Consider the following 16,908-nt stretch of genomic DNA (forward strand, 5'->3'; position numbering starts at 1 on the left):
TTTATTCCCCGTATACTTAAGCTACGGTAATTTTGGCAAACTTACGTTTACCCACTTGGTAAATATCGGTTGTACCTTTTGCTATTTCTAGTTTGGTATCAGTGATTTTTTCTTCACCGTTCAGTTTAACTGCACCTTGTTTTATCATGCGCATCGCTTCTGATGTACTGGCAACTAAATTAGCTTCTTTTAATAAGTTTGCTATTAAAATAGTATCTTCTGCAATGGTTATTGTCAGCTCAGGGATTTCATCTGGCAGTGCTTTTTTCTGAAAACGTTGAATAAAATCGTTGTGTGCAGCTTGTGCATCTTCTTCACTATGAAAACGTGCAATAAGCTCTTTAGCAAGTTCAATTTTGATATCACGCGGGTTAGTACCCTGCTCAACACGTTCTTTTTGCGCTGCTATTTGCTCAATTGAAAGGCCACTTAGTAAATCGTAGTAACGCCACATTAATACATCACTAATCGACATCACTTTACCAAACATGTCATTAGGTGCATCAGTAATACCAATGTAGTTACCTAAAGATTTAGACATTTTTTGAACGCCGTCAGTACCTTCAAGTAATGGCATCATTAAAACAGTTTGTGGCTTTTGGCCTTCAACTTTTTGAAGCTCACGCCCCATAAGTAGATTAAAGCGCTGATCAGTACCACCAAGCTCTACATCTGACTCTAAAGCAACCGAATCCCAACCCTGTACTAGCGGATATAAAAATTCGTGTATTGCAATTGGCTGTCCGCCATTGTATCGCTTTTTAAAGTCATCACGCTCAAGCATACGCGCAACCGTTTGGTTAGCAGCTAGTTTAATCATGCCAGCTGCGCCTAACTTTTCCATCCACGTTGAATTGAAAGCAACGGTTGTTTTTGCAGGATCAAGAATTTTGAAAACCTGCTCTTTATACGTTTCAGCATTGGCAAGAACATCTTCACGGGTAAGCGGTTTACGTGTCACGTTTTTACCGGTTGGATCACCTATCATGCCCGTAAAATCACCAATTAAGAAAATAACTTCGTGACCTAAGTCTTGGAAAGTTTTCATTTTATTAATTAGTACTGTATGCCCTAAGTGTAAATCTGGCGCTGTTGGATCGAAACCCGCTTTGATTTTTAACTTTTTGCCCGACTTTAGTTTTTCAACTAACTCGTCTTCAATTAATATTTCTTCTGCACCGCGTTTTATCTCTGCAAGAGCGGTTTGTAAATCCACAGTCTATTACTCCAAAATTCTGCCAACAAAGAGGGCTACTAGTTGTTTTGTATAACCTCAGTTTAACAAGGGCTAAATCAAACTTATATGTGCAACTAACATAACAAATTTCTACCTAATTAAAACAACTTTTTAAGTGATTAATGCAACTAAATAAAATACGCACAGTCTGAGATAAATTAAGCGCTAAAAAGGCATATAAAGCCCGATTTTAGCGTAATTCAGCGCGATTTAAAATCTACAAAGCACTGGTATTCGCACAATATTAGGTATATCCTGCAATATTATGTATTTATTATCTTGACAGCAGAAAAAGGCACGTTATGGTTCACGTGGTTAATACCCTCCCCAAAAAACACAAATTGCTTATCTTATGTTTGGTTTCTGCTATTGCCGCCTTGACGTTTCTTCCATCTGAGAAAGCAACCGCGTCTAAAGACAACAATGCAAATGCATTAGAGATTGGCAAGCGCTACGAGCTTCAAGTTAAAGTTGATGACAACGAAAAATTAACCGAGTTAAATTCAGAGCAAACAGCCGAAAAACTTCCAGAATACGATTTAGTCGACCACCAAGTAAAAACGGGCGACAACTTAGCAATTATATTTAAACGCGCGGGCTTTTCAGCGCAAACGCTACATAAGCTAATTAACACTAACGCAGAAACTCGCAAGCTAACTAAAATTCACCCAGGCGAAGTACTGAGCTTTGCAACCGGCAAAGATGGCACACTTGCGCAATTGCGTTACGTTATTTCTAAAACAGATACGTTGTATGTAACTCTAGATGACGAAGGTAACTACAATACATCTATAGATAGCAAAGAAATAGAAACGCTGACCAAAACAGCTGGCGGTGAAATTTCTAGCAGCTTTTGGACTTCTGCAATTGCAGCGGGTTTAAGCGAGCGCCAAATCATGAACTTTGCTGATATTTTTGGTTGGGATGTGGACTTTGCTAACGACATTCGTAAAAACGATCAATTTGGTTTAATTTATGAATCTCACTATGTTGAAGGCGAATTTATTGGTACCGGTAAAATTATAGCAGCTGAGTTCATTAACCAAGGGCAACGCTTTACAGCAATTCGACACACCGACGGCAATTTTTATACCCCCGAAGGCCGTAGTATGAAAAAAGCATTTTTACGTGCCCCCGTTAATTTTAAATATATAAGCTCGAGTTTTAACCCGCGTCGCTTACACCCAGTTACAGGGCAGGTAAAAGCACACCGCGGTATTGATTACGCTGCACGTACTGGCACACCCGTTGTTGCATCGGGTAATGGTAAAGTGGTTAAGGCAGGTTACAGTAAGTACAATGGTAACTACGTATTTATTAGCCACGGTACACAGTATGTCACCAAGTATTTACACCTTAACAAAAAGCTTGTTAGAACAGGTCAAAAAGTAAAACAAGGTGACAAAATTGGTACTGTAGGTGCTACAGGTCGAGTGACTGGCGCGCATTTACATTATGAGTTTTTGGTTAACGGTGTTCACCGTAATCCTAAAACGGTTAAATTACCAAAGTCTGAGCCACTCCCCCGCTCTGAGCTTGCTAGATTTAAACCTATTGCCGAAAACTTTATTGCTCAATTAGAGCGTAATCGCGAATTACAACTAGCACTTAAGTAACCGCGTTATTAATTTATTAAAAAGCCCTTGCAGGTTTAGCCTGCAAGGGCTTTTTTAGTGTTTTTATTTTAAAAATAAGTTGGTTAGCTCACATAGAGCCGTTCTACATTAAAGGCTTTGCATCTTAATTTTATATTAATAGCTTTACACACCTAATTCATTAATACATAAATAAGTTGAATAACTAAAGAGCCCATCACTAATGGCCAAATATATTTACTGTATTTTGCCGCCCCCTCAAGCCCCATTTTGCTTTGGTACTTTTCAAGTAATGGGATCAGTATTACCAACGCTACAAATAAACACACTAAAATAATAATTACGTTCATTAAAAACCCTCTTTATGGCACTTCACAGCCTTTAGCGCTTTCATATAGGGCATACCAATGCTCTCGGCTTAAATGAACATTAATAGCCTCACACGATGCGTTTATACGCTTAGCGTTAGTGGTGCCAATAATGGGTTGAATCGATGCAGGGTGGCGCAGCAGCCACGCAAGTACAATTGCCTCAGCAGAGGTACCATAAATTGCAGCAAGTTTATTTACTAAAATACTTGTGTTGATATCGGCTTGCGACGCCTTTGATAAATCGCCACCGGTATATAAACCTTGGCACAAGCTACCCCAACTCTGTATTTGAATATCAAAGCTGCGGCAGTATTCAATGCTACCGGGCGTAAAGTTAATGTCTTTACCGTCGCTGTTACCAACATACAGACCTTCGTCTATAAATTGATGTTTTTGCAAACTGGCCTCTATTTGATTAGCAACAATCGGCATATCAAGGGCATGCTGTAAAAAGTTGATTTGGTGTTGCTGCATGTTTGATACGGCAAAATGTTTTACTTTGCCACTTTCTTTTAAACAGCTAAATACACGAGCAACTTCATCAACTTCCATTAATGGGTCTGGACGATGTAGCATTAGTACATCAAGGTATTGCGTATTTAATCGCTTAAGTGAGTTTTCTACCGACTGCTCAATCCAATCTGCTGAAAAGTCATAGCGCTTAGGGCCCTGGTCGTCAGCAAATTTTATTCCGCATTTTGACTGAATGTACATGTGCTCTCTAAGTTCTGGTCGCTCACTGAGTGCCTGACCAAATACCTGTTCTGCTTTACCAAAAGTGTATATATCTGCATGATCAAAAAAATTAATGCCGCCTTCAATCGCGTTATCAATGCATTCGTGGGTTTGTTTAAGATGTGCGCTGGTAATTGGGTCTTTATTCCAACCGCCTCCCAACCCCATACATCCAAATACAAGTTTACTAACATTAGGTAAATAGTGAGCCAATGGAGTGTGAAGCATAATGACTATCCTTAAAATTGCGAAGAACCACCACTTTAAACAAAAAACTTAAAACAAGAAACCATTAACGAACAGAAATTCAGGGCAAAAAAAAGCGCAGTAAACTGCGCTCAATGGTTGGTTGAAATCTAAAATCAATTTAGCCAACAAGTGCCAACAAAATACCTGCAGCAACCGCACTGCCTAACACGCCCGCCACATTAGGGCCCATTGCGTGCATAAGTAAAAAGTTATGTGGGTTATTTTCAAGTCCCACTTTATTTACTACGCGAGCAGCCATAGGAACAGCTGATACACCAGCGGCACCAATTAACGGGTTAATAGGTGTTTTAGATATTTTATTTAAGCCTTTAGCCATAAATACACCTGACGCTGTACCAATACCAAAAGCAAGGGCGCCCAACACTAAAATACCAATGGTTTCTAGCGTTAAGAAATCATCTGCTGCAAGCTTAGAACCAACCGCTAACCCTAAAAATATGGTCGTTATGTTGATAATTTCGTTTTGCGCACTGTTACTTAAACGGTCAACAACACCCGACTCACGCATTAAATTACCTAAACAGAACATACCTACTAGCGGAATTGCTGCTGGTAAAAACATCGCGGTTGCAGTGAGTACCATAAGTGGAAAAATAATTTTTTCCTTTTTAGATACTTTACGTAGCTCAGGCATTTTTATTTGGCGCTCTTCAGGCGTTGTAAGTGCACGCATAATAGGAGGCTGAATTATTGGTACTAGTGCCATGTAAGAGTAAGCAGCCACTGCAATTGCCCCTAATAAATCAGGCGCTAGCTTTGAGGCTAAAAATATTGCCGTTGGGCCATCAGCCCCGCCAATAATAGCAATAGCTGATGCATCTTGAAGCGAAAACTCAAAACCAGGTATGAAGTTAAGTAAAATTGCACCAAACAAGGTCGCAAAAATACCAAACTGAGCCGCAGCCCCCAGCAATAACATACGTGGGTTTGCTATTAGCGCACTAAAGTCAGTTAATGCACCAACCCCCATAAATATTAATAGCGGAAAAATCCCGGTATCTATACCCACATAGTAAACTGAGTACAAAAGCCCGCCTGGGTCAGACATACCAGCAACCGGAATATTAGTTAATATCGCGCCAAAGCCAATTGGTAATAAAAGCAGAGGCTCAAAGTTTTTAGATATCGCTAAAAACAATAACAAACAGCCTACTGCAATCATTATCAAGCCAGGAAACGTAAAGTTAGCAAGACCTGTTGCATGCCAAAGGTTTAAAAGACCTTCCATTTATACGACCTCCTTAAGCCAACGCAATAATTGCGTCACCGGTGGTCACTGAGTCACCTTCAGACACAAGCACTTCAGCAATTGTACCTGTATGCATTGCACGTACTTCAGTTTCCATTTTCATGGCTTCCATAATCACAACAACATCACCTTCGTTTACAACCTGACCCGCTTTCACTTTAACTTTAAAAATATTACCTGCTAAAGGTGCATTTAGCGTTTCACCCGAAGCCACTGAAGCAGACTGAGGTAAATGCTCTGAATCTTTTAATGTGACCTCTTTAAGTTCACCGCCTTGCGCTACGACAACGTCGTAAACTTTACCGTCTACCTTAACGCTGTATTGCTCAGCCTTAACACTGTTACTACTTGCTGATGACTTGGCTGGCGATTTACTTGTGTTATTTTCTTCGCTTGGTACCGGTTCAAATGCATCAGGATTATTACGGTTTTTGATGAATTTTAAACCAACCTGTGGGAATAACGCATAAGTAAGTACGTCGTCTATTTTATCCTCAGCAAGCGTTAAACCTTGCTCTTGTGCTTCTTTTAATAGCTCAGCTTCAAGTGTTTCCAGCTCAGGAGCAATGTTATCAGCAGGGCGACACGTAATAACGTCGCTGCCATTGAGTACGCGCTCTTGCAGCTCTTTATTCATTGGAGCTGGTGTTAAACCATATTCGCCTTTTAAAACGCCTGCGGTTTCTTTAGTGATAGTTTTATAACGCTCACCTGTCAGCACATTAAGTACAGCTTGAGTACCCACAATTTGTGATGTTGGTGTAACAAGAGGAATAAAGCCTAAGTCTTCGCGTACACGCGGTATTTCAAGTAGTACTTCGTTAAGCTTATCAGCGGCACCTTGCTCTTTAAGTTGGTTTTCCATGTTAGTTAACATGCCACCTGGTACTTGAGCGAGTAAAATACGTCCATCTACGCCTTTTAAACTCCCTTCAAACGCTGCATATTTTTTACGAACATCTCTAAAGTAAGCTGCAATTTCTTCAAGTTGGTTTAAGTCAAGCTCAGTATCTCGCGCTGTACCTTCAACAATTGCTACAATGGTTTCTGTTGCTGAGTGACCGTAAGTCATACTCATAGACGAGATAGCGGTATCAAGCATATCAATACCTGCATCAATCGCTTTTTGGTACGTAGCAGTACTTAAACCTGTTGTAGCATGGCATTGCATAGCAATTGGAATCGACACTGTTTCTTTCAGCGCTTTTATAAGCTCTTCTGCGTCATATGGCTTTAACAAACCCGCCATATCTTTAATACAAATTGAATGACAACCCAGCCCTTCTAATTGCTTGGCTAGCGTTAACCACATATCAAGTGTATGAACAGGGCTTACCGTATACGAAATAGTACCTTGAGCATGAGCACCTACCTTAACAGCCGCTTTAATGGCTGTTTCTAGGTTACGTACATCATTCATTGCATCAAAAATACGAAACACATCAACACCGTTTTTGTGTGCGCGCTCAACAAACTTTTCAACAACATCGTCAGCATAATGGCGGTAACCTAATAAGTTTTGACCGCGTAATAGCATTTGCTGCTTAGTATTTGGCATCGCTTTTTTAAGCGCACGAATACGTTCCCACGGATCTTCACCTAAATAACGAATACAAGAATCAAAGGTCGCACCGCCCCACGATTCAATTGACCAGTAACCTGCATCATCTAATTTACTTGCAATCGGTAGCATGTCATCTAAGCGCATACGCGTGGCAAGTAATGACTGATGCGCATCACGAAGAACCAATTCTGTTAATTTTAATTTAGCCATGTGTGCCCCTTATTTGTTATTTGATTTGTACTGAGCAATGGCAGCACTAATAGCAGCGATGTGCTCATTTGGCACACCTTGAGATTTAAACGATGGTGACTTAACTGGAGTCGCAACTTCAGCAGGGCTAAAACGCGCCACTAAGTTAGACATTATTGTAACTGCGCCAATTAATATCGAAAGAAAGACAAACACTCCAACCATACCTGTCAGCATTAAGCTACCAGCGGTTGTAAGTACAGCACCTATATCCATTTTTCTCCCCTTGAAACCCATATCGAAAATAAAAAGTCGATTTAGTTAAATATTTATTCACTAGATAATAACAAAACAAATATCTTTGTCTAGCCATTGTAAATTGGTAAAACCAATTAAAATAAAAATAACATATAACCAAATTTATTAACCAGAGTAAAAACCCTTACCCATCAACACCCCATAATACACACAAAAAATACTCACTATATTTATAAGCTATAGCTGAATTTTTAACAAAGCCGAATTCCCCGTACTTTACTGAACCTAAAATCACTCATAATGTGTAGAAAAAAACAAACTTGTTAATTGGTCTTACCAAGAGAGGCTTTTTTAAGCATCTTTAAATTGCAACCTATACTTGTGTGTGAATAAGTTACACAACCCAACGTAAAAGTTACCAATTTAACAAAGTCAAAAAACAAACAAAAACACGCAAGATACTGATATAAAACAAAAATACATTATGGCACAGTACTGGCATTAACTATTGTGTACAAATTTGATAACCAAGGAGAAAACAATGTTACGCTGGACAATCACATTTTTAGTTATTGCTTTAATCGCTGCAGTGTTGGGTTTTGGTGGCATAGCAGGTGCCGCAGCTGGTATAGCAAAAATTATATTCTTTATTTTTATAGTACTTTTAGTTATTTCGTTAGTTTCGGGTGCGCTACGTGGTAAATCGCCCAGGTAGGCATATACTCAACTAACACTACAATTTTATTTATTTACAAGGAATTACATTATGAACTCTACAACTTTAAAAGCAGCACTAATTGGTCTTTTCGCAAGTTTTTTCATCATGGGTTGTCAAGATAACAACGCAGAAGAAGCCGGTGAACGTATCGATGAAGTAGTAACAGATGTACAAAATTCTGTTGAAGATACGTGCGAAGAAGTGAAAGAAGGCGTAAACGCTGAAGAAACTAACTGTTAATCGTTAGTATATTATTAAAAAAACGGCTCTTAAGCCGTTTTTTTGTGCCTAAAATAAATGCACGCATTATAAAGCTGCTCATTTATAAGCGAACTTGCTAAAATATATAAAACGATTTTTAAAGCAAGGCACTATGTCATTTTCAACCACCTACACACTTGATAAACCCTACTTTTACGAATGCTTTGACGAGTCACTTCCTTACAGCAAACGCGCACAACCTAAGTACTTTTTACTGGTACTGTTAGTCTCGCTTGGTTTATTTAGCATTTACGGTTTAGCTGATCATTATTTAGGAACATTTTTGATCATGGTTGCTGTGCTTGAATGCGTTGCTTTTTATTACCGCAGGCCATGGTGGGTGACCAGACAAATGTTTAGCCGAGCATCAGGTTCTGAGGTTACACTCACTTTTGATGATGAAGGCATTAAATCGGCAAACCATTACAAAAGCTACCAACTAGCTTGGCAAGACATCGCTGAGGTAATTGAAACGCCACGGGGCGTGTTAATTAAAAATAAAAACAGCCTGCAATATATTTCAAAGCAAATACTCACAGATGAAATGCTCGATTTTATAAACAAAAAAGCCACTCAATGAGTGGCTTTTTGACTTAACTAAATAATTTATTTAGCTAGGTATACGTGTTGATTAAGCATTGCCCGGATTAGGGTTAGACTTTTCAGCTTGTATACGCATGTAAATTTCTTCACGATGCACTGATACGTCTTTTGGTGCGTTTACACCAATTCGAACTTGATTTCCTTTAACACCTAAAACGGTCACTGTTACTTCGTCACCGATCATAAGGGTTTCACCTACTCTACGAGTTAGTATTAGCATTCTCTTGCTCCCATGTTCCAATTAAAATTATAAGATTCCGCTTATCCATATTAATGAAAAATAGACTAAAAAGTAAGTAAAAACTCACTATCTATCTACTTTACGTTAAAAATGCTTTGTGTAATGCACGAACCGCCAACTCAAGGTACTTTTCATCTATTAAAACAGAGATTTTAATCTCTGAAGTAGACACTAAAACCACGTTAATATTTTCCTGCGCCAATGCATCAAAAAATAAACTAGCGACACCCCAGTGCGATTTCATGCCCATACCAACAGCAGATACTTTTGCTATGGTTGTTATCCCGCTTATATTTTCAGCACCTAAGGACACCTTTTTCTCGGTTAGTAATTCAAGTGCTTGCAGGTAGTCATTCGAGTGTACAGTAAAAGCATAGTCTATTTTTTCAAAGATATGATTAACTTGATTAATCATATCTATTTCGATGCCGTTATCAGCAAAAAGTTTCAATATTTTTACAAGATTTTGAGTGCCACTATGTACACCCTGTACCTTAATTAAGCACTCATCTGCGTTAAATGCAATACCCGAAACAACTTTACTTGGCATGTCGTTTTCCTCAAACGTAATCAATGTCCCTTCATCGGGATTAAAGCTCGAAAGCACCCTTAGTGGAACATTGTGTTTACCCGCCGCCTCAACAGAACGAATATGCAATACTTTAGCACCTAAGCTTGCCAAATCTAGCATTTCAGCAAAGGTCACTTTACTCATTCTTCGTGCGTTAGGTTCAATCCGAGGATCTGTAGTATATACGCCGTCAACATCGGTATAGATCTGACATTCGTCGGCTTTTATAGCCGCAGCTATTTCTACCGCCGACGTATCAGTACCGCCTCTGCCAAGGGTTGTTATATTGCCTTCAACATCACGCCCCTGAAACCCGGCAATAATAGCAATACGGTTATGCTCAAGCTCATGCTTTAAACGTGTAGCTGCAATGTCTGTAATGCGGGCTCTACCAAACATATTATCGGTTTGAATATTAACTTGATCGGCCAATAGGCTTACGGCTGAGTGGCCGCGTTTGATTATAGCCATAGCCAATAACGAAACCGATACTTGCTCGCCGGTACTAATTAGCACGTCGAGTTCTCGGTTGCTTGGACGGGAATCTATTTGTTTGGCAAGATTAATTAAGCGGTTGGTTTCTCCCGACATAGCCGAGAGAACCACAACCACTTGATGACCTTGTTGCCTAGTTTTAACAACAAGGTCGGCGACCGCTTCTATTCGCTCTATTGAACCAACCGACGTGCCGCCATACTTTTGTACAATTAACGCCACTTAGGCTTAAGTACGCTCAGTTAACCAAGCAGTAACGCTATCAAGTGCAGCAGCAAGGTTTTGTGGCTCAGAACCACCGGCTTGTGCCATATCAGGACGGCCGCCACCTTTACCGCCTACTTGGCCGGCCATGTGGTTAACTAAATCACCGGCTTTTACTTTACCAGTTAAGTCTTTAGTCACACCGGCAATTAGGCTTACTTTTTCGCCGCTGGCAACACCGAGGGCAATAACACCTGAGCCAATCTTGTTTTTAAGGTCATCAACCATACCACGAAGCGCTTTAGACTCAGTACCTTCAACGTTTGCAACCAATAGCTTAACGCCATTAATTTCTACAATCGAATCAAGTAAAGACGCACCTGCAGCGCTCGCTAACTTGTCGTTAAGCTGAGCAATTTGCTTTTCAAGGCCTTTAGACTTCTCAAGTAATGCTGTTACTTTTTCAAGTACTGATGCGCTATCGCCTTTCACAAGCGCTGCTACATCGCTAAGCTGTTGCTCTTGCTCACTTACATAAGCAACTGCATCTGCGCCAGTTACTGCCTCTATACGGCGAACACCGGCAGCAATACCGCTTTCAGATACAATTTTGAATAAGCCAATATCACCCGCACGCTCAACGTGTGTACCACCACAAAGCTCAATTGAGTAATCACCAATGGTTACTACGCGTACTTCGTCGTCATACTTTTCGCCAAACAGCGCCATAGCACCTTTCGCTTTAGCATCATCAATAGCCATAAGCTCAGTGTTAAGTGCAAAGTTACGGCGAATTTCGTCGTTAACTACACGCTCAATATCACGTAGCTCGTCTTTAGTAACGGCTTCAAAGTGCGAGAAATCAAATCGTAAACGATCCGCTTGAACTAACGAGCCTTTTTGGCTTACATGTTCACCTAATAACTGGCGTAATGCTTCATGTAAAATATGCGTAGCTGTATGGTTTTTCTTAATACGATCACGGCGTGCGTCATCAATAGTGGCATCCACTTTATCGTTAATACCAATACGGCCTTGTACTTTACCGTGGTGCGCAAATGCATTACCCAATTTAGTGGTGTTAGTCACATTAAACTCGCCACCAGCAACTATAATTGTACCGGTATCGCCCGTTTGGCCGCCAGATTCTGCGTAAAACGGTGTGCGGTCTAGTACAACAATACCTTCTTGGCCATCTTCTAATAACTGTACGGCCTCACCACCAGCAAACACTTCAACCACTGTCGCACTATAATGCGTGCTGTCGTAGCCTTTAAAGTCAGTGTGTTTATCTGATTTTAATTGCTCGTTGTAATCGGCACCAAATTTACCCGCTTGCTGTGCAGTTTTACGCTGTACAGCCATGCATTCTTCAAAGCCTTTATGATCAATCGTCATTTGGCGTTCACGCGCAACATCGGCTGTTAAATCGGCAGGGAAACCATAGGTATCGTAAAGTTTAAATACTAAATCGCCTGGGATCACATCGCCTTTAAGGTCACTTAAGCTTTCTTCTAAAATAGCTAAGCCACGCTCAAGTGTTTTACCAAATTGCTCTTCTTCAATGCGTAATACTTTTTCGATAATTTCTTGTTGCTTAGCAAGCTCAGGGTACGCTTGACCCATTTGCTCAATAAGTGCAGCAACTAATTTAAAGAAAAACGCGCCTTGTGCGCCAAGCTTATTACCATGGCGAACTGCACGGCGAATAATACGACGAAGCACGTAACCACGGCCTTCGTTAGATGGCATAACACCATCTGAAATTAAAAATGCACACGAACGAATATGATCGGCTACTACGCGAAGTGACTTATCGTCCATATCTTGCGCGTTAGTGACACTTGCAGCTGCTGCAATTAAGCCTTGGAATAAATCGATTTCGTAGTTTGAATGCACGCCCTGCAAAATAGCAGAAATACGCTCAAGCCCCATGCCCGTATCTACAGATTGCTTAGGTAGTGGCTCCATAGTACCGTCACTTTGACGGTTGTACTGCATAAATACTAGGTTCCAAATTTCGATAAAACGGTCACCGTCTTCCTCTGGAGAGCCTGGAGGACCACCCCAAATATGCTCACCATGATCGTAAAATATCTCAGAACACGGACCACACGGGCCTGTATCGCCCATTGACCAAAAGTTGTCTGAAGTAGCAATACGAATAATGCGATCTTCACTTAAACCAATATCTTTTGACCAGTACTCAAACGCTTCTTCATCATCATGATAAATAGTAACAAGCAGTTTTTCTTGAGGTAATTTAACAACCTCAGTTAAAAACTCCCACGCAAACTTAATAGCCTCTTGCTTAAAGTAGTCACCAAAACTGAAGTTACCTAACATTTCAAAAAATGTGTGGTGGCGCGCCGTGTAACCCACGTTTTCTAAATCGTTATGTTTACCACCAGCACGTACACAACGCTGTGAGCTTGTTGCACGTGTATATGGGCGAGATTCAGCGCCTAAAAATACATCTTTAAATTGCACCATACCGGCATTGTTAAACAATAACGTGGCATCGTTACCCGGAATAAGTGAGCTTGAAGGTACAACTTGGTGTTGTTTGCTGGCAAAAAAGTCTAAAAACTGTTGCCTAATTTGTGCGGTAGTCATGTGCTGCATGTGAAAATCTCACCTGTATTTACTGTGATTGCATTGCAAAATCGATTTGTTCATAGCTAAAACCTCGATACATTAAGTAGCGCACGCGCTTGGCCTTGTCTTTGTAGTCGAGGTTTGCCGGTGTATTTGAATATTTTTTGTTGTACGCATCCTGCGCAAGCTCAAACCAGTCTATTTCAAGCTCTTCAACTACCCTTTCGAGTAGCGAACGGTCAATCCCTTTGCCCATAGCCTCGCTTTGAATTCGCTTAAGCCCATGGCATTTAAAAATGTGTTTTCTTACAAAGCCTTCACAGTAACGTTGCTCGTTTATAAAATTGTGCTTTTCGCACCAATCAAGCAAGTTTTCGATAAACTCATCTGTGGCTTCTTTTTGCTGTAATTTAAAGGTTAACTCACGGCGCGAGTATTCTTGGCGTCCGAGTAACCAAAGTACATAATTTTTTAATTTTTGTTTTAACTTATCATCCATTAAGCGTCAAAGCGTCCGCTTGTTTCACTGCTAAGTGGCTTAACATTTTTGTCGTCACTTGGCGGGACAATCGGCATAAAAATCGCCTGATAAGAAACAAAAAAACTAATGTAGCAAATCGGCATTAAAATCAACAGTGGTAAGAACGATAAGAACATAGAAACCGCCATAAATAGTACGCAAATAACACCAAAAACACTTAGCGGAAACAAATTATGATAAAAAACCATAAGCGATTGCTTAAGCGCCGTTAAAATACGTTGCTCTTTATTAAAATAAACAAGCGGTACCGCATAGGCAAAAGCTGTTAAATAAATAAGCATGGCCATAAAAAATAAAATAACACTCGCACCCGAAATACTCGCAAGAGTTTGCTCAAGTGCAGCCTGAGGCTCAAGCCCTGGCTGGCTCATAATTGCTACGGCATCGGCAAATAAACCGTTTGCTAATAACGCCATTAAAATACCCGCCCCCATTTGGTATAACGCCAAACGTACCAAACCTAAACGGTTGCCTTTAGCTGAAAATGGCTTAAGGATGTCAGCCAACATAATTTTGCCGCCTTGCTGCTTGGTCAGCACCGCTTGGTAAAAGCCAGCAGTTAAAAAAGGCGTAGCCAGTGCAGCAACCACTTGGAGTAAAGGTAAAAACAACGACAGTAAGCCCACAATGCCAATAAATAAATGCATAAAAATAAACGTCATTGGCTGGGTTTTAAAAATAAGCCACCCCGCTTTTAACCACTTTAGCCCGGCATCTGCTTTAAATACTCGTAATTGTGTAGACATACTTGCTCTTAATTTATAACGAAACACGCCAAGTATAACTTGGCGTTGGGTGGGATCACAGGGGCAGATCAGTAATATTAAGGTTTTTTAATTTTTTTAATATCTAGCATATGTGCGCCATGCTTTATTTTGGTTTCTAAGTAGGCTTTATTACCTGCTACACCCGCTTTTATGTGTGCGTGTGTACCAATAACCGTATCAACTTCAATACCCGCATCTTTTAAGGCATTGAGCTTTTTAGGGTTGTTGGTCATTAATTTAACGTGCTTTAAGTTAAGCGCATTAAGCATTAATACCGCATCAGAAAAGTCGCGTAAGTCATCTGCAAAACCTAAATGATTATTGGCCTCATAGGTATTCATACCTTGCGATTGCAGTACATAAGCATCAATTTTATTGTATAAACCAATACCACGGCCTTCTTGGCGTAAATACAACAAAATACCGCCTTGCTCATGCATCATTTCAATACATTCGTTTAACTGTTCGCCGCAATCACAACGTGATGAATGAAATACATCCCCCGTTAAACACTCCGAATGCATACGAATAAGGGGTACATCTTGCTCGGTATCTGCGTTATTAAACACCATAGCAATATGTTCTTGACCATCTTTTAGGTCAGTAAATGACACTATTTCTGCAGGGATATCACTGTTTTTGCCAACATTTAGCTGGACTCTTGCTCTTACTTGCGCCACGACAAATCCAAATATTTAAATAACTACGACACGACAATAAAGTGATAATATCACAAAAGAGTAAAATTAGATCGTAGTACAACACTGTTTATCGCAATTATATGGCGACGACAGCCCCTGTTTTCAATGATTAAACCTAATTAACCTGAACTCTGAATAATAAACCTATCTTTAGCAGCTATTTTAGCGCTAACTGCGTTGAATTTACTTGCAATAGGCCTGCTATTTACGCGTAAATTCGCCTTGTTTCATTGAAAATCTCTGACTAGAAAAATAAAATTTAAATATCACCATTATTCAATACGTTAGTAAGTCTCTGTTCCAGCGTTCATGCTAATTAAAAAACACATTAAATCAGCATATAACAGTGGCTTTTGTACCTATACAATGACAACAGTTATCATGTGTAGTAAATTACTTTTAATTAGATTATTCGTAATTTTACATGCCTATTCAATTAAATTTAATGCAGCTAACGCTAAAATAGCGATTTAAAAATGCGTTACTATTCAACGTTCAGGTTCACAATTAATAAGGATCATTATGAAGCCACAACACCTTGCTCTACTTGTTGGATTAAGTTTATCTGCCTTTACAAATAATGTACTTGCTAGCCAAGCTGATAACGCTAAAGCCGCATTTTCAACTGCTTACCAGAGCTACCTAAACGCTGTAGAAACAAAACACAATATTGAGCAAGCCGCAAAACAGGCTTACATCACAGGGCTTAATTTTTACGGTGATAAAAGCGACAACACAGCAAACCTTGCTATTAATTATGCTAAAGCCATTACACCGCCAAGCACAACAAGCAGCAAAAAAAACATCAGGCAACAGCGTTACAGCCTTTACTCACAAGCCTATACAATTTTAGCTGATAACCACGGCAAAAATTCAATACAAACACTCGACGCACTTTTAGGGAAAGCCGAAAATGCTAAATCAGCGTCTTTGGCAGAAGATCATCTCGAACGCATAATAGACATTGCTAAAGCACAAAATAAACCAAAGTTTGTTGCCGATATGCAATTTGAAGCCGCGTCGTTGTTAGCAAGTAAGTTTGCACATAAAAAATTTCGTGCAGCCCAAAAATGGCTAACCGAAGCCGATGAGTACTACCGTGAAAATTTAGACGAAAACACGGTTGAGCGAATCAAAGCAGACTTTTTAGTCGCCTCGTTTGCGCAAAGTAAGAAAAAATATAAAAAAGCGATTGAGCGTCTAAACCATGTTGTTTCGGTATTCGATAGCAACCTAAGCTTTGATCATAACGCCGAACTTACCGCGCACTCAAAACTTGTAAACCTTTACGAAAAAACAGGTCAAAGCGAGCAAGCAACTAAACATTGTTTAGCCATTGCTGAAATGGTGCCATGGAAAGATTCACAAGAACAAACACCGGTTTATCGCCAACCACCTGAGTACCCAATAAACAAAGCCCGCCAAAATACAGATGGTATTGTTGTTCTTAAGTTTGATGTAGACACCGCGGGTTTTGTAAAAAACTCATCAGTAATAAGCTCAGAAGGTGGCCACGCATTTGAAAAGTCAGCACTAGAGGCACTTAAAAAATGGCGTTACGCACCCAAGTTTGAAAACGGAAGCCCTGTAGTAGCAAGCACTCAGGTGCAAATAGATTTTAAAATAAACCGCTAGCGGTTTTACAAATGCAAAAGGCGCTATTTAGCGCCTTTTATTTTTGTATTGTTTTAGTGTTGTTTTAGTTTACGGCGTCCTAAAATTCGTAACTGATACGAATAG

At 40.0% G+C, this 16,908-nt stretch carries 17 protein-coding genes; 5 read left to right on the forward strand and 12 right to left on the reverse strand.

Translation table 11 applies throughout. The annotated features are described in order from the left end of the window. Positions 1 to 16: 16 nt before the first annotated feature. Positions 17 to 1,216: a tyrosine--tRNA ligase gene (gene tyrS, locus ATS71_RS10720; protein WP_058404823.1), complete on the reverse strand. Its 1,200-nt coding sequence runs from the start codon at positions 1,214 to 1,216 to the stop codon at positions 17 to 19. A gap of 323 nt (positions 1,217 to 1,539) precedes the next feature. Here tyrS and ATS71_RS10725 point away from each other — a divergent pair, with 323 nt between their 5' ends. Further along, the gene (locus tag ATS71_RS10725) at positions 1,540 to 2,853 is read left to right on the forward strand and encodes a peptidoglycan DD-metalloendopeptidase family protein (RefSeq protein ID WP_058404824.1); all 1,314 of its coding nucleotides are present in this window, start codon (positions 1,540 to 1,542) and stop codon (positions 2,851 to 2,853) included. Positions 2,854 to 3,005: 152 nt separating this feature from the next. Here the strand turns inward: ATS71_RS10725 and ATS71_RS18700 are convergent, their stop codons facing one another. From ATS71_RS18700 to ATS71_RS10745, 5 genes are all read right to left on the reverse strand, one after another. Beyond that, a complete protein-coding gene (locus tag ATS71_RS18700) occupies positions 3,006 to 3,182 on the reverse strand; it encodes a hypothetical protein (RefSeq protein ID WP_201020869.1) in 177 nt (58 codons plus the stop codon). A 12-nt stretch (positions 3,183 to 3,194) separates the two neighbouring features. Then, a complete protein-coding gene (locus ATS71_RS10730) occupies positions 3,195 to 4,166 on the reverse strand; it encodes an aldo/keto reductase (RefSeq protein ID WP_058404825.1) in 972 nt (323 codons plus the stop codon). A gap of 139 nt (positions 4,167 to 4,305) precedes the next feature. Continuing rightward, complete coding sequence (locus ATS71_RS10735) at positions 4,306 to 5,436, reverse strand: sodium ion-translocating decarboxylase subunit beta (RefSeq protein WP_058404826.1); 1,131 nt, start codon at positions 5,434 to 5,436, stop codon at positions 4,306 to 4,308. 13 nt (positions 5,437 to 5,449) lie between these two features. Next, positions 5,450 to 7,231 carry a sodium-extruding oxaloacetate decarboxylase subunit alpha gene (oadA, locus tag ATS71_RS10740; RefSeq protein WP_058404827.1) on the reverse strand — a complete coding sequence of 594 codons (1,782 nt, stop codon included), beginning with the start codon at positions 7,229 to 7,231 and terminating at the stop codon, positions 5,450 to 5,452. A gap of 9 nt (positions 7,232 to 7,240) precedes the next feature. Next, the gene (locus ATS71_RS10745) at positions 7,241 to 7,486 is read right to left on the reverse strand and encodes an OadG family protein (protein ID WP_058404828.1); all 246 of its coding nucleotides are present in this window, start codon (positions 7,484 to 7,486) and stop codon (positions 7,241 to 7,243) included. A 523-nt stretch (positions 7,487 to 8,009) separates the two neighbouring features. Here ATS71_RS10745 and ATS71_RS18455 point away from each other — a divergent pair. The 3 genes from ATS71_RS18455 (at position 8,010) to ATS71_RS10755 (ending at position 9,027) form a co-directional block, all read left to right on the forward strand. Further along, positions 8,010 to 8,183 (forward strand): DUF1328 family protein, encoded by a 174-nt coding sequence (locus ATS71_RS18455; RefSeq protein WP_006794345.1) that lies wholly within the window; start codon positions 8,010 to 8,012, stop codon positions 8,181 to 8,183. Positions 8,184 to 8,234: 51 nt separating this feature from the next. Further along, positions 8,235 to 8,426, forward strand: a complete 192-nt coding sequence (locus ATS71_RS10750) for a hypothetical protein (RefSeq protein WP_006794346.1) — start codon at positions 8,235 to 8,237, stop codon at positions 8,424 to 8,426. Positions 8,427 to 8,559: 133 nt separating this feature from the next. Continuing rightward, positions 8,560 to 9,027, forward strand: coding sequence for a YcxB family protein (locus ATS71_RS10755; protein WP_058404829.1), 468 nt, complete (start codon positions 8,560 to 8,562; stop codon positions 9,025 to 9,027). Positions 9,028 to 9,078: 51 nt separating this feature from the next. On the opposite strand, the gene csrA is transcribed toward ATS71_RS10755, so the two are convergent. The 6 genes from csrA to ATS71_RS10785 all read right to left on the reverse strand — a co-directional run bounded on the left by csrA (position 9,079) and on the right by ATS71_RS10785 (position 15,147). After that, on the reverse strand, positions 9,079 to 9,270 hold the full coding sequence (csrA, locus tag ATS71_RS10760) for a carbon storage regulator CsrA (RefSeq protein ID WP_004587515.1): 192 nt from the start codon (positions 9,268 to 9,270) through the stop codon (positions 9,079 to 9,081). Between the two features lie 100 nt (positions 9,271 to 9,370). After that, positions 9,371 to 10,579 carry an aspartate kinase gene (locus tag ATS71_RS10765; RefSeq protein ID WP_058404830.1) on the reverse strand — a complete coding sequence of 403 codons (1,209 nt, stop codon included), beginning with the start codon at positions 10,577 to 10,579 and terminating at the stop codon, positions 9,371 to 9,373. A gap of 6 nt (positions 10,580 to 10,585) precedes the next feature. Next, the gene (alaS, locus tag ATS71_RS10770) at positions 10,586 to 13,186 is read right to left on the reverse strand and encodes an alanine--tRNA ligase (protein WP_058404831.1); all 2,601 of its coding nucleotides are present in this window, start codon (positions 13,184 to 13,186) and stop codon (positions 10,586 to 10,588) included. 19 nt (positions 13,187 to 13,205) lie between these two features. After that, positions 13,206 to 13,658: a regulatory protein RecX gene (locus ATS71_RS10775; RefSeq protein WP_006794350.1), complete on the reverse strand. Its 453-nt coding sequence runs from the start codon at positions 13,656 to 13,658 to the stop codon at positions 13,206 to 13,208. Further along, positions 13,658 to 14,446, reverse strand: a complete 789-nt coding sequence (locus tag ATS71_RS10780; RefSeq protein WP_058404832.1) for a BPSS1780 family membrane protein — start codon at positions 14,444 to 14,446, stop codon at positions 13,658 to 13,660. The genes ATS71_RS10775 and ATS71_RS10780 overlap by 1 nt, the downstream gene beginning before the upstream one ends. Before the next feature lie 77 nt (positions 14,447 to 14,523). Then, positions 14,524 to 15,147: a GTP cyclohydrolase II gene (locus ATS71_RS10785; protein ID WP_006794352.1), complete on the reverse strand. Its 624-nt coding sequence runs from the start codon at positions 15,145 to 15,147 to the stop codon at positions 14,524 to 14,526. A gap of 543 nt (positions 15,148 to 15,690) precedes the next feature. Between ATS71_RS10785 and ATS71_RS10790 the strand changes: the two genes are divergently transcribed. After that, on the forward strand, positions 15,691 to 16,803 hold the full coding sequence (locus ATS71_RS10790) for an energy transducer TonB (protein ID WP_058404833.1): 1,113 nt from the start codon (positions 15,691 to 15,693) through the stop codon (positions 16,801 to 16,803). The last annotated feature ends 105 nt before the right edge of the window (positions 16,804 to 16,908 follow it).

The sequence above is a fragment of the Pseudoalteromonas sp. H71 genome, assembly GCF_001468485.1.
Classification (GTDB): Bacteria; Pseudomonadota; Gammaproteobacteria; order Enterobacterales; family Alteromonadaceae; genus Pseudoalteromonas.

What these genes read in the sequence shown, in the direction of transcription:
- ATS71_RS10725 (WP_058404824.1), top strand. Translation starts at nt 1,540, where the DNA reads ATGGTTCACGTGGTTAATACCCTCCCCAAAAAACACAAATTGCTTATC.
- ATS71_RS18700 (WP_201020869.1), bottom strand. Translation starts at nt 3,182, where the DNA reads ATGAACGTAATTATTATTTTAGTGTGTTTATTTGTAGCGTTGGTAATA.
- ATS71_RS10730 (WP_058404825.1), bottom strand. Translation starts at nt 4,166, where the DNA reads ATGCTTCACACTCCATTGGCTCACTATTTACCTAATGTTAGTAAACTT.
- ATS71_RS10735 (WP_058404826.1), bottom strand. Translation starts at nt 5,436, where the DNA reads ATGGAAGGTCTTTTAAACCTTTGGCATGCAACAGGTCTTGCTAACTTT.
- oadA (WP_058404827.1), bottom strand. Translation starts at nt 7,231, where the DNA reads ATGGCTAAATTAAAATTAACAGAATTGGTTCTTCGTGATGCGCATCAG.
- ATS71_RS10745 (WP_058404828.1), bottom strand. Translation starts at nt 7,486, where the DNA reads ATGGATATAGGTGCTGTACTTACAACCGCTGGTAGCTTAATGCTGACA.
- ATS71_RS18455 (WP_006794345.1), top strand. Translation starts at nt 8,010, where the DNA reads ATGTTACGCTGGACAATCACATTTTTAGTTATTGCTTTAATCGCTGCA.
- ATS71_RS10750 (WP_006794346.1), top strand. Translation starts at nt 8,235, where the DNA reads ATGAACTCTACAACTTTAAAAGCAGCACTAATTGGTCTTTTCGCAAGT.
- ATS71_RS10755 (WP_058404829.1), top strand. Translation starts at nt 8,560, where the DNA reads ATGTCATTTTCAACCACCTACACACTTGATAAACCCTACTTTTACGAA.
- csrA (WP_004587515.1), bottom strand. Translation starts at nt 9,270, where the DNA reads ATGCTAATACTAACTCGTAGAGTAGGTGAAACCCTTATGATCGGTGAC.
- alaS (WP_058404831.1), bottom strand. Translation starts at nt 13,186, where the DNA reads ATGCAGCACATGACTACCGCACAAATTAGGCAACAGTTTTTAGACTTT.
- ATS71_RS10775 (WP_006794350.1), bottom strand. Translation starts at nt 13,658, where the DNA reads ATGGATGATAAGTTAAAACAAAAATTAAAAAATTATGTACTTTGGTTA.
- ATS71_RS10780 (WP_058404832.1), bottom strand. Translation starts at nt 14,446, where the DNA reads ATGTCTACACAATTACGAGTATTTAAAGCAGATGCCGGGCTAAAGTGG.
- ATS71_RS10790 (WP_058404833.1), top strand. Translation starts at nt 15,691, where the DNA reads ATGAAGCCACAACACCTTGCTCTACTTGTTGGATTAAGTTTATCTGCC.